The 13,939-nt window shown below is 71.5% G+C and carries 15 protein-coding genes and 1 tRNA gene; 9 read left to right on the top strand and 7 right to left on the bottom strand.

Going from position 1 to position 13,939, the window contains the following annotated elements; translation table 11 throughout:
- The first annotated feature begins 27 nt into the window (after positions 1–27).
- Complete coding sequence (locus AB3X52_RS09840) at positions 28–1,359, top strand: MFS transporter (RefSeq protein ID WP_367993758.1); 1,332 nt, start codon at positions 28–30, stop codon at positions 1,357–1,359.
- A 154-nt stretch (positions 1,360–1,513) separates the two neighbouring features.
- Here the strand turns inward: AB3X52_RS09840 and AB3X52_RS09835 are convergent.
- Positions 1,514–1,590: transfer RNA gene (locus tag AB3X52_RS09835), tRNA-Pro, on the bottom strand.
- Between the two features lie 91 nt (positions 1,591–1,681).
- Positions 1,682–2,620, bottom strand: a complete 939-nt coding sequence (locus tag AB3X52_RS09830) for a metallophosphoesterase (RefSeq protein ID WP_367993756.1) — start codon at positions 2,618–2,620, stop codon at positions 1,682–1,684.
- A gap of 26 nt (positions 2,621–2,646) precedes the next feature.
- Between AB3X52_RS09830 and AB3X52_RS09825 the strand changes: the two genes are divergently transcribed.
- Positions 2,647–3,108, top strand: coding sequence for a GatB/YqeY domain-containing protein (locus AB3X52_RS09825; RefSeq protein WP_367993754.1), 462 nt, complete (start codon positions 2,647–2,649; stop codon positions 3,106–3,108).
- 156 nt (positions 3,109–3,264) lie between these two features.
- Here AB3X52_RS09825 and AB3X52_RS09820 read toward each other — a convergent pair whose 3' ends face one another.
- Positions 3,265–5,682, bottom strand: coding sequence for a transglycosylase domain-containing protein (locus tag AB3X52_RS09820; RefSeq protein WP_367993752.1), 2,418 nt, complete (start codon positions 5,680–5,682; stop codon positions 3,265–3,267).
- A 226-nt stretch (positions 5,683–5,908) separates the two neighbouring features.
- Between AB3X52_RS09820 and AB3X52_RS09815 the strand changes: the two genes are divergently transcribed.
- Positions 5,909–6,187 carry a WhiB family transcriptional regulator gene (locus tag AB3X52_RS09815; protein ID WP_367993750.1) on the top strand — a complete coding sequence of 93 codons (279 nt, stop codon included), beginning with the start codon at positions 5,909–5,911 and terminating at the stop codon, positions 6,185–6,187.
- A gap of 66 nt (positions 6,188–6,253) precedes the next feature.
- On the opposite strand, the gene bagB is transcribed toward AB3X52_RS09815, so the two are convergent.
- Together bagB and bagA are read right to left on the bottom strand one after the other, a co-directional pair.
- The gene (bagB, locus tag AB3X52_RS09810; RefSeq protein WP_367993749.1) at positions 6,254–7,426 is read right to left on the bottom strand and encodes an ArsA family ATPase; all 1,173 of its coding nucleotides are present in this window, start codon (positions 7,424–7,426) and stop codon (positions 6,254–6,256) included.
- Positions 7,423–8,436 (bottom strand): ATPase BagA, encoded by a 1,014-nt coding sequence (bagA, locus tag AB3X52_RS09805; protein WP_367993747.1) that lies wholly within the window; start codon positions 8,434–8,436, stop codon positions 7,423–7,425. Before bagA ends, bagB begins: the two co-directional genes overlap by 4 nt.
- A 49-nt stretch (positions 8,437–8,485) precedes the next feature.
- Here bagA and AB3X52_RS09800 point away from each other — a divergent pair, with 49 nt between their 5' ends.
- On the top strand, positions 8,486–9,172 hold the full coding sequence (locus tag AB3X52_RS09800; protein WP_367993745.1) for a VOC family protein: 687 nt from the start codon (positions 8,486–8,488) through the stop codon (positions 9,170–9,172).
- A gap of 10 nt (positions 9,173–9,182) precedes the next feature.
- Positions 9,183–9,773 carry a YdeI/OmpD-associated family protein gene (locus AB3X52_RS09795; RefSeq protein ID WP_367993743.1) on the top strand — a complete coding sequence of 197 codons (591 nt, stop codon included), beginning with the start codon at positions 9,183–9,185 and terminating at the stop codon, positions 9,771–9,773.
- A 164-nt stretch (positions 9,774–9,937) separates the two neighbouring features.
- Here AB3X52_RS09795 and AB3X52_RS09790 read toward each other — a convergent pair whose 3' ends face one another.
- Positions 9,938–10,708: a hypothetical protein gene (locus tag AB3X52_RS09790; RefSeq protein WP_367993741.1), complete on the bottom strand. Its 771-nt coding sequence runs from the start codon at positions 10,706–10,708 to the stop codon at positions 9,938–9,940.
- 55 nt (positions 10,709–10,763) lie between these two features.
- Here AB3X52_RS09790 and sp36 point away from each other — a divergent pair, with 55 nt between their 5' ends.
- The 4 genes from sp36 (at position 10,764) to AB3X52_RS09770 (ending at position 13,088) form a co-directional block, all read left to right on the top strand.
- Entirely contained in the window at positions 10,764–10,919 is a 156-nt protein-coding gene (sp36, locus tag AB3X52_RS09785; protein ID WP_367993739.1) for a Sp36 family protein, read from the top strand.
- Positions 10,920–10,924: 5 nt separating this feature from the next.
- Positions 10,925–11,383: a RidA family protein gene (locus tag AB3X52_RS09780; protein WP_367993737.1), complete on the top strand. Its 459-nt coding sequence runs from the start codon at positions 10,925–10,927 to the stop codon at positions 11,381–11,383.
- A 17-nt stretch (positions 11,384–11,400) separates the two neighbouring features.
- Positions 11,401–12,273, top strand: coding sequence for an NUDIX hydrolase (locus AB3X52_RS09775; RefSeq protein WP_367993735.1), 873 nt, complete (start codon positions 11,401–11,403; stop codon positions 12,271–12,273).
- Positions 12,274–12,359: 86 nt separating this feature from the next.
- On the top strand, positions 12,360–13,088 hold the full coding sequence (locus AB3X52_RS09770; protein ID WP_367993879.1) for an MBL fold metallo-hydrolase: 729 nt from the start codon (positions 12,360–12,362) through the stop codon (positions 13,086–13,088).
- A gap of 75 nt (positions 13,089–13,163) precedes the next feature.
- Here AB3X52_RS09770 and AB3X52_RS09765 read toward each other — a convergent pair whose 3' ends face one another.
- Complete coding sequence (locus AB3X52_RS09765) at positions 13,164–13,841, bottom strand: Crp/Fnr family transcriptional regulator (RefSeq protein WP_367993733.1); 678 nt, start codon at positions 13,839–13,841, stop codon at positions 13,164–13,166.
- Positions 13,842–13,939 lie beyond the last annotated feature (98 nt).

The raw sequence follows: 13,939 nt of genomic DNA, 5'->3' as shown, positions 1-13,939 counted from the left end.
ACACCCGACAGATCGAAGGTGAGACCCATGACCACCACCATTGCCGCCGTCACCGAGCAGACCGGGGCGACCACCCGCCCCGGCTCGGAGCTCCGGCGTGTGGTGCTGTCGAGCTACCTCGGCAGCACCATCGAGATGTATGACTTCATCCTCTATGCGACGGCGTCGACCGTCGTCTTCGGCCCGGTGTTCTTCGCGGGGCTGCCCGCCCTGTGGGGCACGGTGGCGTCGTACGCGCTCTTCGCCATCGGGTATGTCGCCCGCCCGCTCGGCGGGGTCGTGTTCGGACACTTCGGTGACCGGATCGGCCGGAAGCGGATGCTGCTCCTCGCGATGCTCGTCATGGGGCTGGCCTCGTTCGCGGTCGGCCTGGTGCCGGCGGTGCCGACCTGGGGTGCCCTGATGCTGGTCGTCCTCCGGGCGGTGCAGGGCATCGCGATCGGTGGGGAGTGGGGCGGCGCCGCGCTGATGTCGCTGGAGCACTCCCCGGTCAAGAGCCGCGGGCTCGCCGCGTCCTTCGCCAACGCGGGTGGCCCGGCCGGCGCCTTCCTCGGCACCGTCGCCCTCGCGCTCGTCGCGCTGCTGCCCAAGGACGACTTCCTCTCCTGGGGTTGGCGAGTCCCGTTCCTCGCCTCGATCCTGCTGCTCGCGGTCGGCCTCTACGTGCGTTCCTCGGTCTCGGAGAGCCCGGTGTTCCAGGAGGCGATGGCCCGCGCCGAGCGCGCCAAGGCCGAGAAGCAGAAGCTGGAGCTGCCGATCCTGGAGGTGCTCAAGCGCCCCGGCACGCTCGTCGCCGTCGCGCTCGTCGGCATGGGCGCCTTCGTCATCCAAGCGCTCTTCTCCACGATGGGCATCACGATCGCGGTCAAGAGCGGCGTCTCCGAGTCGCAGGGCCTGTGGGCCTTCGCGATCTCCCAGGCGGTTGCCGCCTTCACGATCCCGCTCTTCGCTGCGATCTCCGACCGGGTCGGCCGGCGGCCGGTGATGCTGACCGGTCTGGTCGCCACCGCCGTCCTCGGCTTCCCCGTCTTCCACCTGATGGCGTCGGGCTCCTGGCCGCAGGTCATCCTCGGCTTCCTCATCGCCTGCCCTGTCCTGCAGTCGCTCACCTACGGGCCGCTCGCCGCCTTCCTCACCGAGAATTTCTCGACCACGTCGCGCTACACCGGCGCCTCGCTGGGCTACCAGCTGGCGAGCCTCCTCGGGGCCGGCTTCACGCCGCTCATCACCTCCTCGATCTTCGCCGCCCAGCACGGGTCGTACGCCGGCGTCGGGCTGTTCCTCGTCGGCGGTGTCCTGGTGAGCGCGGCGGTCGTCGCCTTCGCCCGGGAGACCCGCGGCGCGGACATCGTCTGCTGACTCGTCCGCTAGATCCACTCCGGCGCCGTCCACGTCAACGGCAGCACGGTCGCCGAAGCCTTCGCGCGTGGTTCGATCGCTCAGGTCGCTCCGCGCAGCGGGGACACCGAACAATTCAGGCGTGGAGACCGCGGTCTCCACGCCTGAATCTTTGTGGTCGGGCTGACAGGATTTGAACCTGCGGCCTCTTCGTCCCGAACGAAGCGCGCTACCAAACTGCGCCACAGCCCGATCGTCTCGCCTCCGCACAGCGGGGGCCAACGGCACGTGAGCATAGCCCAGCGGAGCCTGGGACCCGTAATCGCCGATCGGCATCGCCGGATCAGCGCCGGGACGACTCCGCCGGCACGAGCGTCAGCAGCGTGGCCTCGGGGCGGCACGCGATCCGCACGCGGGTGTAGGGCGACGTGCCCAGCCCGGCCGAGACGTGGAGCCATGACTCTCGCCCGCCGGCGCGATGATGGTGCAGCCCGCGGGCGCGGGCAGGGTCGAGGTCGCAGTTCGTCGTGAGCGCACGTCCGCCCGGCAGACAGACCTGGCCGCCGTGGGTGTGGCCGGCCAGGATCGCGTCGTACCCGTCGGCGGTGAACTGGTCGAGCACCCGCAGGTACGGCGCGTGCGCGATCCCCAGGCGTACGTCGGCGGTCGGGTCCGCGGGGCCGGCGACGCTCTCGAGCCGGTCGTATTCGAGGTGGGGGTCGTCGACGCCCGCGAAGGCGATCCGGACACCCTTCACCTCGAGCGAGGCCCGGGTGTTGGTGAGGTCGAGCCAGCCGGCGCTGGTGAAGCCGGCGGTCAGGTCACGCCAGGGGAGCTGCGGCACGTCGGTGCGCCGGCGGCCGTCGTCGGGGAGGAGGTAGCGGAAGGGGTTCCGCAGCCGCGGCTCGAAGTAGTCGTTGGAACCGTGCACGAACACGCCCGGGATCCGCAGCAGCCCACCGAGGGCGCCCAGGACCGTCGGAACGGCCGCGCGATGGGCGAGGTTGTCGCCGGTGTCGACGACGAGGTCGGGGTGGAGGTGGGCGAGGTCGGTGAGCCAGCGGACCTTGCGACGCTGGGACGGCACCATGTGCAGGTCGGAGAGGTGGAGGAGGCGGAGCTCCGGAGCGCCCGCGGGGAGCACCGGCAGCGTGACCCGGCGCAGCGTGTATTGCCGCGCCTCCCAGGCGGCGTACGCCGTCAGCGCGGTGCCGGCGAGGAGGCCACCGCCCACCGTGGTGCCGAGAGCCAGCGTGGGGGCGGCAAAGGGGCGGAGCGGCATGCGGCAAGGCTGCCACAATGGGTCACATGAGCTCATTGAAGGACCGTCTGCGCGCCGACCTGACCACCGCCATGAAGGCGCGGGACGAGGTGCGCTCCTCGACCCTGCGGATGATCCTCACCGCGATCACGAACGCGGAGGTCGCCGGCAAGACGGCGAAGGAGCTGAGCGACGACGACATCATCGGCGTGCTGTCGACCGAGGCCAAGAAGCGCCGCGAGGCGGCGGCCGCGTTCCGCGAGGGCGGCCGCGATGAGATGGCCGCGAAGGAGTCCGCCGAGGCGGCGGTCATCGCCGACTACCTTCCCGCCCAGCTCTCCGAGGGCGAGATCACCGAGCTCGTCACGGCGGCGATCGCCCAGGTCGGTGCCGCCGGCGAGGGGATGCGGGCGATGGGCAAGGTGATGGGCGTCGTCACGCCCCAGACCAAGGGCCGCGCCGACGGGGCGGCCGTCGCTGCGGAGGTACGCCGCCAGCTCGGCGCCTGAGGCAGGCTGCTGTTCCGGAGCTGTTCCGGAGCTGTGCCGGGGCGCTCGAGGACGCGCCGTCGGCTGACGCCCGGCGGCTTCCACAACGCAACGGCGCCCGAACGGATTTCCGTTCGGGCGCCGTTGCGTCTGGGTAGCGCCGTGCGCCGTGGGACGTCAGTGGTGCGGGCCGTGGCCACCACCGGGCAGGTGGTCGTGGCTCCCGCCGTTGCCGCCGTTTCCGCTGTTGTTGCCGCCCTTGCTCTTCTTGGGCTTCGACGGCTTCGTCGGCGCCGGCCCCTTTGAGGTGACGAGGGCGATCGTGCTCCCGCTGCCGGCCTGGCCCGACGGTGAGGTGTAGTCGACCGTGCCGACCGGGCAGCTCGACCAGTCCGTGCCGCCCCGGCTGACCTTGAACCCCGCCTGCTCGAGTTTGGCCGTCGCCGCCGACACCGACTCGCAGCCGACCGACGGGATGTCGATCAGCAGCCCCTTGATGTCGTGCGGGTCGGGCTTCGTGAAGTTGATCGCCTTGAGGTAGTCCTCGACCGGATGCATCGCGTCGGCCCACATGGGTCCGGCGAAGCCGGAGCCGGAGGGCGAGTGGTAGGCGCCGGCGACCTCGACGCCGCCGAGACCGATCGGCGTACCGGCCTCGTTGGCCCCCGCGATCATCGCGGCCGTCGCGACCTGCGGGGTGTAGCCCATGAACCAGACCGACTTGCCGTCCTGGGTCGTGCCGGTCTTGCCGGCCGAGGGGATGACCTGGCCGGTCTTGGTGTCGGTCAGGTTGGTGTGGCCGAGGTCATAGCCGAAACCGCCCGGCTCCTGGACGCCGCGCAGGACGTCGTTCACCGCGTCGGCAGTGGCCTGGGGCATGACCTGGCTGCACTTCTTGGCGTAGGTGCGGACGACGTGGCCGGCCGAGTCCAGGATCTTGCTGACCGGGTGGGGCTCGCAGAACTTCCCGCGGGCGCCGAAGGTGGCGTAGGCACCGGCCATCTCGAGCGGGCTCACGTTGACGACGCCGAGGGTGAAGGACGGGACTCGCTCCGCGCCGTTGCCGTGGGCGTCACCGGTCGGGTTGGTGAGGTAGAGGCCCATCGACTTGGCCAGATTGAACGGCGCGCAGACCCCGGTCTTCTGCTCGAGCTGGGCGTAGAACGTGTTCACCGACTCGCGGGTGCCGCGGTAGACGTTCATGACCCCGCTCGATGTGGAGTTCCCCACCGGCCAGGTGCCGACGAAGTTCCCAGCCCCGGGACAGTTGGCGAAGGAGCTCTGCGGGAAGACCATGTGGGGCTTGGCGTCGAACGTCGTCGTCAGCGGGATGCCCTGGGTGATCGCGGTGGCGAGGACGAACGCCTTGAAGGTCGACCCGGCCTGGAAGCCCGGCGCGTTGCCGATCTCCTTCGGGATCGTGTAGTCGATGTAGGTCTCGCCCTTCTTGGCGTTCGCGCCCATCGGCCGCGACTGGGCGAGCGCGAGGACGTTGCCGGTGCCCGGCTCGACCTCGGCGAGGCCGCCGATCGCCTGGTCGGTCGCCCACACGTGGTTCTTCACCGACGTCGAGGCGGCCTTCTGGAAGGCCGGCTTCATCGTCGTCTGGATGGTGAGGCCGCCGGAGTAGAGCAGCTTCTTGCGGGCCTCGACCGTGTCGCCCAGCGCCTTGTCCTGGAGCAGGTAGTTGACCGTGTAGTCGCAGAACCACGGGGCGCTGGAGTTCACGCAGCCGTTGCGGCTGGACGTCACGTGGAGGCCGAGCTTCTGCTTCTTCAGCTTCTCCGCCTGGGCCTGGGGGATGACGTGGAGCTGGGCCATCCGGTCGAGCACGACGTTGCGTCGGGTGATCGCCGCGTCGGGGTAGTTCGTCGGGTCATAGCCGGTCGGGTTCTTCACCAGGCCCGCGAGGGTCGCCGACTGCTTCCAGTTGAGCTGGTCGGCGTTGACGCCGAAGTAGTGCTTCGCGGCCGACTGGATGCCGTAGGCGCCGTCCCCGAAGTAGGCCGCGTTGAGGTAGTGCTCGAGGATCCAGTCCTTGGTGTGCGCCTGCTCCAGGGCCACGGCGTACCGCAGCTCACGGAGCTTGCGGGCGTAGCTGTCGTCGGTCGCCGCCTCCTGCTGCGCCTTGGTCTTGGCGTTGTAGAGCAGCGTCATCTTCACCAGCTGCTGGGTGATCGAGGAGCCGCCCTGGACGGTGCCGTTGTTGGCCTCGTTGGTGACGAAGGCACGCATCGTGCCCTTCACGTCCAACGCGCCGTGCTGGTAGAACCGGTAGTCCTCGATCGAGACGATCGCGCTCGTCATCTTCCGCGAGATCTGGCTCAGCGGACGGTAGACGCGGTTCTGGTCGTAGAGCGTCGTGATCACGTCGCCCTTGGCGTCCAGGATCTTCGTCGTCTGGGCCAGGTTGCCGACCTCGAAGTCGGCGGGCAGCTTGTTCATCGTCTTCGCCGCGTCCTTGGCGCCCATGCCGAGCAGGCCGGCGAACGGGATCGCGAGACCCGCGACGACGACGCCGAGCACGGCGGCGACAGCGCACATCACGGCGAGGTGCTTGAGCACCTTCGAGGCAGGGACAACCGGCTCTGACATGCACGCCAGAGTACCGGGACCGGTGTGGTAAGGCTCGTTCGCGCGATCCGGTCACCCGGAGCCCCGGCGGTCGGCGGCCGTCGCGGACTAGTCATTTCGGACTATTCAACTTGGGTCGTAAGGGTCTGTCGTGGCCCGGCCTGGAGTCCTTAACTTTGCTACCGCAGGTGGACCCGTCGTCGTGGGGACGGGCGGGACGCCTGGCGCACGAGTGGGGACACACACAATGTGGGTTGAAGACTGGACACCCAAGGCTGCCTGCCGCACCCAGGAGCCTGACAAGCTTTTCGTCCGTGGTGCGGAGCAGAACAAGGCCAAGCAGGTGTGCACCGGCTGCCCGGTCCGCACCGAGTGCCTCGCCGAGGCCCTCGACAACCAGATCGAGTGGGGCGTCTGGGGAGGCATGACGGAGCGGGAGCGTCGCGCCCTGCTCAAGCGCCGGCCGAGCTCGTCGTGGCGCACCGTCCTGGAGACGGCCATGACCAAGGAGACGGCCCAGGCCTGAGCCGGGTCGGAGCAAGGGCGAGTACGCCGGCGGCGTACGCGTCCTTGCGCTGACGTGCTCGTCGGGTCAGTGCCCGGCGAGCAGCGTGCCGATCTCCCGGAGCCCGTCGAGGTCGTGCACGTCGCCCGGCAGCGCCGGGACCACTGCCGTCGCCACCTCGGGGTGGGCGGCGGCGAACCGCGCCCGCAACTGGCCCTGCCGCTCGACCAGGAGCGCCCGGTCGGCGTGGAGGCGCAGCATGCCGGCGGTGAGGGCGCCGTCGTCGTCGAGCCGTTCGGCGGCCGCTTCCGCCGCGGCGGCCGAGAACGACTCGTCCTCGGAGAGCGTCGAGCGGTTGACGATGAGTCCGCGCAACGGCATCCGGTCGCCGCTGAGCCGCTCGACGAAGTAGGCCGCCTCCCGCATCGCGTCCGGCTCGGGCGCGGCGACGACGAGGAAGGCCGTCTCGCGTGCCTGGAGCAGCGCGTAGGTCTGCTGGGCACGCTGCCGGAACCCGCCGAAGACCGTGTCGAGTGCGGCGACGAAGGTCTGCAGGTCCTTGAGGAACGCTCCGCCGAGGATCTTGCTGAGGGCGCTGGTGACGAGCCCGAACCCAGCCGACATCAGCCGCGCCGGGCCGCGCGCGGGCGCGAGCATCAGCCGGATGAACCGTCCGTCGAGGAAGCTCGAGAGCCGCTCGGGGGCGTCGAGGAAGTCCAGCGCCGAGCGGGATGGCGGGGTGTCGACGACGATCAGGTCGTAGGTCCCGTGGCGTCGCGCGTCGCGGTAGAGCTGGCCGAGCTTCTCCATCGCCATGTATTCCTGCGTGCCCGCGAACGAGCTCGACAGTGCGATGTAGAAGGGGTTCTGCAGGATCTGGCGTGCCTTCTCGGGGCTGGCCTGGGACTCCACGACCTCGTCGAAGGTCCGCTTCATGTCGAGCATCATCGCGTCGAGCGAGCCGCCGGCGCCCGCGCCGGTCGCCACCCCACGGACGGGACGCGGGGTGTTGTCGAGCTCCTCGATGCCCATCGACTGGGCGAGCCGGCGCGCCGGGTCGATGGTGAGGACGACGACGCGGCGGCCTCGCTCGGCCGCACGCAGGGCGAGCGCCGCGCTGGTCGTGGTCTTGCCGACCCCACCGGAGCCGCAGCAGACGATGATGTGGGTCGACCGGTCGTCGAGCAGCGCGTCCACGTCCAGCACGGGCGCGCCGGAGGCCTTCGCCGCCAATGGGCCGACTCTCGGATGCGCCCTCATGCCAGTCCCTGTTCCTTGAGATCCGCCGCGAGCTCGTACAGCCCGCCCATGTCGACGCCCGCGGCAAGGCGCTCCAGCTCGTAGGTGGGGACAGCGAGGTGCGCGAGCGCCTCGCGCTGCCGATCCTCGAGGGCGCGCCGCTCGGCGTACTCCTTGGCCTCCTCGAGGAGCGTGTCGACGAAGCCGTTGCCGCCCTCGATGCCGGCGCGCTTGAGGTCGTCGGCGACGGTCGCGGCGTCGAGGCGGCCGGTCCGGGCCGCTTCGAGGGCGTCGTCGGGCAGGTCGCGCGGGCGGACCTGGTTGATGATGACGCCACCGACGGGGAGCCGGGCGGCATGCAGCTCGGCGATGCCGTCCGCGGTCTCCTGGACGGGCATCTCCTCGAGCAGCGTGACGAGGTGGACAGCGGTCCGCGGCGACCGGAAGAGCGTCATCATCGTGTCCGCCTGATGCTTGATCGGGCCGACCTTGGCCAGGCCGGCCACCGACTCGGACACGTTGAGGAAGCTCGTGATGCGGCCTGTCGGGGGCGCGTCGAGCACGACGGCGTCGTACTGGCGCGCGCCGCGGTTCCTGCTGTTGCGCTGGACCGCCTCGAAGACCTTGCCCGTCAGCAGGACGTCGCGGACGCCGGGCGCGACCGTGGTCGCGAACTCGACCACGCCGAACCGGTCGAGCGCACGGCCGGCGGGGCCGAGCTTGTAATACATCCGGAGGTACTCCAACAGCGCCTGCTCGGCGTCGATGTGGAGGGCGTAGACGCTCCCGGGCGGGTGGTGGCCGCCGTCCTCCGACCAGCGCAGGCCGGTCGCGATCCGGGTCTCGGCGTAGGGGAGCGGGTCCACGTCGAACATCCGCGCCACGCCCTGGCGGCCCTCCACCTCGCAGAGCAGGACGTTGTTGCCGTGCGAGGCGAGACCGAGGGCGAGGGCCGCCGCCACCGTCGACTTCCCGGTGCCGCCCTTGCCGGTGACCACATGCAGCTGTACGCGCGGCCAGTCCGAGGTCATGGGGGCGACTCTAGTGCGGAGTGTCGGCGGGCGGGGCTACGGTCGAATCATGGCTACCCGGAGTCCGCTCGCGACCTTCAAGGACCTCTGCATCGACGCCGTCGACGCCGGGCAGCTGGCGGCGTTCTGGGGTGCGGTCCTGGGGCTGCGGGTCGAGGAGCGCCCGGACGGGATGACTCTCCTGGTCGGCCCGACGCCGCAGCACACCGTGTGGATCAACCAGGTGCCGGAGCCGGTGTCGACCAAGCAGCGCGCCCACCTCGACGTCCACGCCGCGTCGGTCGAGGATGTCCTCGACCTGGGCGCGTCGCCGTACGACCTGGAGAGCTTCCGCTGGAAGGTGCTCCGCGACCCGGAGGGCGGTGAGCTCTGTGTCTTCGAGCGGGAGCAGGTGCCGGACTACCGGCTCTATGAGCTGAACGTCGACTGCGCCGACCCGGAGCCGATCGCGACCTGGTGGGCCCGCGTGCTCGGTGGGAAGCTCGGTCACGAGGACGGCGTGCCGTGGTGGTGGGTCGAGGACGTCCCCGGAATGCCGTTCGAGGGGATCGTCTTCGCGCCCGTGCCGGAGCCGAAGATCGTGAAGAATCGCATCCACTGGGACGTCGACACCCCCGATCTGGCGGCTCTCGTGGCCGCGGGGGCGAGCGTCGTGCGCGAGCGCGACGACGAGATCGCCTGGACCGTCCTGGCCGACCCGGACGGCAACGAGTTCTGCGCGTTCGTGGGGGAGTGATGGTGCTCTGATGGTGCTCGCGGGCGAGGAGCTGCTCGTCGCCGACGGCGCGGCGTGGCGGGCCTGGCTCGAGGCGCACCATGCGACTGTGCCGGCGGTCTGGCTCGTGCTCACGAAGAAGGGCGGGACCGTCACCGCGCTCACCTACGCCGACGCCCTCGACGAGGCGCTCTGCTTCGGGTGGATCGACGGGCAGGTCCGCCGGCGCGACGAGGAGTCGACCTTCCAGCGCTGGACCCCGCGCGGGCCTCGCAGCCGGTGGTCGGCGGCCAACGTCGCGCATGTGGCGCGGCTCGAGCAGGAGGGCCGGATGGCCCCTGCCGGGCGGGCCGCCGTGGAGGCGGCCCGCGCCGACGGGCGGTGGGAGGCGGCGTACTCCGGGCCGGCCAACGCGGAGACGCCCGGCGATCTGATGGCGGCGATCGCAGCGGTGCCCGAGGCGCAGGCGATGTATGACGTCCTCACCTCGCAGAACCGCTACGCCCTCTACCACCGGCTCTCGGCGATCAAGGGGGCCGAGACGCGGGCCCGCCGGATCGAGGAGTACGTCGCGATGCTGGCCCGCCACGAGGCGATCCATCCGCAGAAGCGGCGGCCCTGAGCCTCTGATGGCGCGGCCGCACCGACCTGGCCGCACCGACCTGGCCGCACCGACGTAGTGGTTCCGAGGTGGACCTCGGCCGGTTCCCGCGTGGATCGGCGGCTCCGAACAGTCATCGCTCGACAATCGCCCCGACGCATGCGGTACTGACGACGCGCGGAACCTCAGGAGTCGCCCGAGCCGCGACGCAGCCCGAGGCTGTCGCGCACACCCCGAAGGTGGGCGCGTACGCCGGCGCGGGCACGGGCGAGCGCGCCGCGCGCGGCGCGGAAGGGCCGGCCGACCCGGTCGCGCAACAGCGCGAGTCCCGCCCTGGCCGGGTGCCCGACGTGCCGACCGAACCAATGGCGGACCCGCCGACCCAGCCCGGTGAACAACCGCCACAGCGTGGTCAGCGGGGAGACGGCGATCCGGACCACCGCGACCACACGGCGCCAGAAGCGCCGGAGCAGCCGCTCCGCCGTCCGCCACGAGGCCACCCAGCCGGCCTTGAGGAACCGGACGAGAGCCCGAAGCGGTGCCAGCAGCACGGCGGAGAACGCGGCCAGGATTCGCTGAACGGCCTGGATCGGAGCGGCGAGAACGGCCAGCGCCAGCGCCGCCAGCCGGCTGAGCCCCCGGAGAGAAGCAGCGAGCAGACGGCGTGCGACGGACGCGACCGCCGTGAGGATCCGCAACGGCCATGCCACGACGCGGTCGAGCAGACTGAGGACGGTCCGCAGCGCCGCGGCCATCCAGGACACGAGCCTGCCGAAAAGCCTTCGGGCGAGGCGGCGTACGCCGGCGACGGCGGCCCGCACGCCGTCGTACGCCACCACGAAGGGCAGGAGTACGACGACGAGCACCGGACGGGGTCGCTCGGTCTCGGCGGGCCGTGAGTCGGGCCCGGAGCCGGCCTGTGCGGAATGGTCCGGCGGCGAGATCGGGTCCGACATGGGCGTCAGCGTACGGCCAAGGCGGGAGGGACCCGCCGCGCAGTAGGGTGCGGGCATGACCAAGTGGGAGTACCAGGTGGCGCCCGTCCTCAACCACGCCGCCACGCAGATCCTCAACAACTTCGGCGTCGACGGCTGGGAGCTGGTGACGATCACCGACAACGGGTCCGGCAACCTCGTGGCCTACTTCAAGCGCCCGGTCGCGGAGTGACCGCGGTGCCGACCCCGGAGGAGAACCTCGCCGCGCTCGGGCTGGCCGTCCCGGAGGTCGTGCCGCCGGTGGCCGTCTATGTGCCGGCCGTGCGCAGCGGCAACCACGTCTTCACCTCGGGCCAGCTCCCGATGCGGGACGGTGCCCTCATCACGACGGGCAAGGTCGGCGGCGAGGTGAGCCCCGAGGAGGCCGTCGAGTGTGCGCAGCAGTGCGCCCTCAACGCGATCGCCGCGGTCAAGGCGGAGATCGGCGACCTCAGCCTGGTGAAGCGGGTCGTGAAGGTCGTCGCCTTCGTCTCCTCGACGCCGGACTTCACCGGCCAGCCCGGAGTCGCCAACGGCGCCTCCGAGCTGCTCGGGAAGGCGTTCGGCGACGCCGGCGTCCACGCTCGCTCGGCCGTCGGCGTGCCGGCGCTGCCGCTCGATGCGCCGGTCGAGGTCGAGATCGTCGTCGAGATCTGAGCCGGGGCCGAGGACGGATGAGGCCGCCACTGCCGCGGAAGCTGATCGAGACCGCCCAGGAGTACGCCGCCGGCGACCGCACCCCGGCCGAGCCCCGCGACGCCGCGACCGTCGTCCTCGTCCGCCCCGGAGCACCGGGCCCGGAGCCGGAGGTCTACCTCCTCGTGCGGCAGCGCTCGATGGCATTCGCAGCGGGCGCCGCGGTCTTCCCCGGCGGCGGTGTCGACCCGCGTGACTACGACGCCCAGGTCGGCTGGGCGGGACCGTCGCCGGCAGAGTGGGCCGCGCGTCTCGGGGTGAGCGAGGAGCGTGCCCGCGCGCTGGTCTGCGCCGCCGTGCGCGAGACCTTCGAGGAGTCCGGGGTCCTGCTGGCCGGACCGTCGGCGGAGGAGGGCGGCGACTCGGTCGTCGCCGACGTCAGCGGTGACGACTGGGAGGCGGACCGGATGGCGCTCGAGTCGCGCGAGGTGTCGCTGACCGCGCTGCTGGAGCGTCGCGGGCTCGTCCTGCGCACCGACCTCCTCGGCGTGTGGTCGGGCTGGCTGACGCCGGAGTTCGAGCCGCGCCGCTACCGCACCTGGTTCTTCGTCGCCGTCCTCCCCGACGGGCAGGTGACCCGGGACGTCTCGTCCGAGTCGTCGTCGGTGACCTGGCTGCCGCTCCTGGAGGCGTGTGCGCGCGTCGAGCGCGGCGAGCTGACGATGCTGCCGCCGACCTACGCCACCTGTCTCGAGATCGGTCAGCACGCCTCGCCGGCCGACGTCCTGGCCACGGCCGCCGGCCGGGAGGTCGAGATGTTCATGCCGACGCTGACCCAGGTCGACGGCGAGTGGACGCTCAGCTCGCCCGACCGGCTCGGCCCGCTGCTCGCGGCCCGGGCCGCGCAGTGAGCGACAGCAGCGGGACCGACCGAGGCTGGACCGGCGGCGCCTTCGGTGACCGGGGCCGCTGCCTGCTCGCGCCCAACGCGGGGATCATGACGCTCGACGGCACCAACACCTGGGTGCTCCGCGAGCCGGGTGCCCGACGCTCCGTCGTGGTCGATCCCGGTCCGTCGATCCTGGCCCACCTCGATGCGGTCCAGGAGGCGGCCGGCGAGGTCGGCGCCGTCCTCCTCACCCACCACCACGCCGATCACTCCGAGGCCGCCCGCGAGTTCGCGGAGCGGGTCGGGGCCGGCGTACGCGCGCTCGACCCGGCCTACCGGCTCGGCTCCGAGGGCCTCGCCGACGGCGACGTCGTCGACGTGGACGGGCTCGAGATCCGGGTCGTCGGGACGCCCGGCCACACCGGCGACTCGCTCTCCTTCTGGCTGCCGGGCGACGGCGCGGTGCTCACCGGCGACACCGTCCTGGGCCGGGGTACGACGGTGGTCGCCCACCCCGACGGCGAGCTCGGTGCCTACCTCGACTCGCTCGACCGGCTCCACGCCCTCGCCTCCGAGCACGGCATCACCTCGGTCTGGCCCGGGCACGGCCCGGTCATCGAGGACGCGCTCGGCGCGCTCGACTTCTACCTCGCCCACCGGCGCGAGCGGCTCGCGCAGGTCGAGGCCGCCCTCCCGCAGGTCCCGGCGGGCGCCGACGCCGACGAGCTGCCGCGGCGGGTCGTCGAGATCGTGTACGCCGACGTCGACCCCGTCCTGTGGGGCGCCGCCGAGCTCAGCGTCCGCGCGCAGCTCGCCTATCTCGCCGAGCGGCGGTAGACGCGGCTGGCCCGATTCAAGCGAAGCGGGCCGTCGAGGGACGACAACGCCGCGCAGTGCGTGCTCTCGGTGCGCTCAGCGAGCGCGGCGGGCCATGCGCTCGATATCCATGATGACGACGGAGCGCGGCTCGAGGCGGAGCCAGCCGCGCGAGGCGAAGTCGGCGAGCGCCTTGTTGACCGTTTCGCGGGAGGCGCCGACGAGCTGGGCGAGCTCCTCCTGGGTGAGGTCGTGGTGGACGTGGACGCCGTCGTCCGCCGTGCGACCGAAGCGGTCGGCGAGGTCGAGCAGCGCCTTGGCCACGCGGCCGGGGACGTCGGAGAAGACCAGGTCGGCGACGACGTCGTTGGCCTTGCGCAGACGGCCGGCGAGCTGGGCGAGCAGTCCACGGGCGACGACCGGGCGGCCCTCGAGCCACTTGAGGAGGTCTTCGTGGGAGAGCGAGGCGAACGTCGCGTCGGTGACCGCGGTGACGGTCGCGGAGCGCGGGCCCGGGTCGAAGAGCGACAGCTCGCCGAACATCTGGCCGGGGCCCATGATCGCCAGGAGGTTCTCCCGCCCGTCGGACGAGGTGCGGCCGAGCTTCACCTTGCCCTCCATGACGACGTAGAGCTTGTCGCCGGAGTCCCCCTCGTGGAAGAGCACCTCGCCGCGGCGGAGCTTGGTCTCCGACATCGAGGCGTGCAGGGCCGTCATCGACTCGTCGTCGAGCGCGCTGAAGAGGGGCGCCTGACGAAGTACGTCGTTGTCCATGCCGTTCATTCCTCCCTGGGTCCCCCCGCACCCGAGCGGGTTACGTCAGGTGAATCCTATCCGTGGAATTTCTCACAGGCCGCATCGACCCCGATACG

The sequence above is a fragment of the Nocardioides eburneus genome (assembly GCF_040838215.1).
Classification (GTDB): domain Bacteria; phylum Actinomycetota; class Actinomycetes; order Propionibacteriales; family Nocardioidaceae; genus Nocardioides; species Nocardioides eburneus.
The sequence above is the reverse complement of the archived record's forward strand: the minus strand, read 5'-3'. Positions and strand labels throughout refer to the sequence as shown.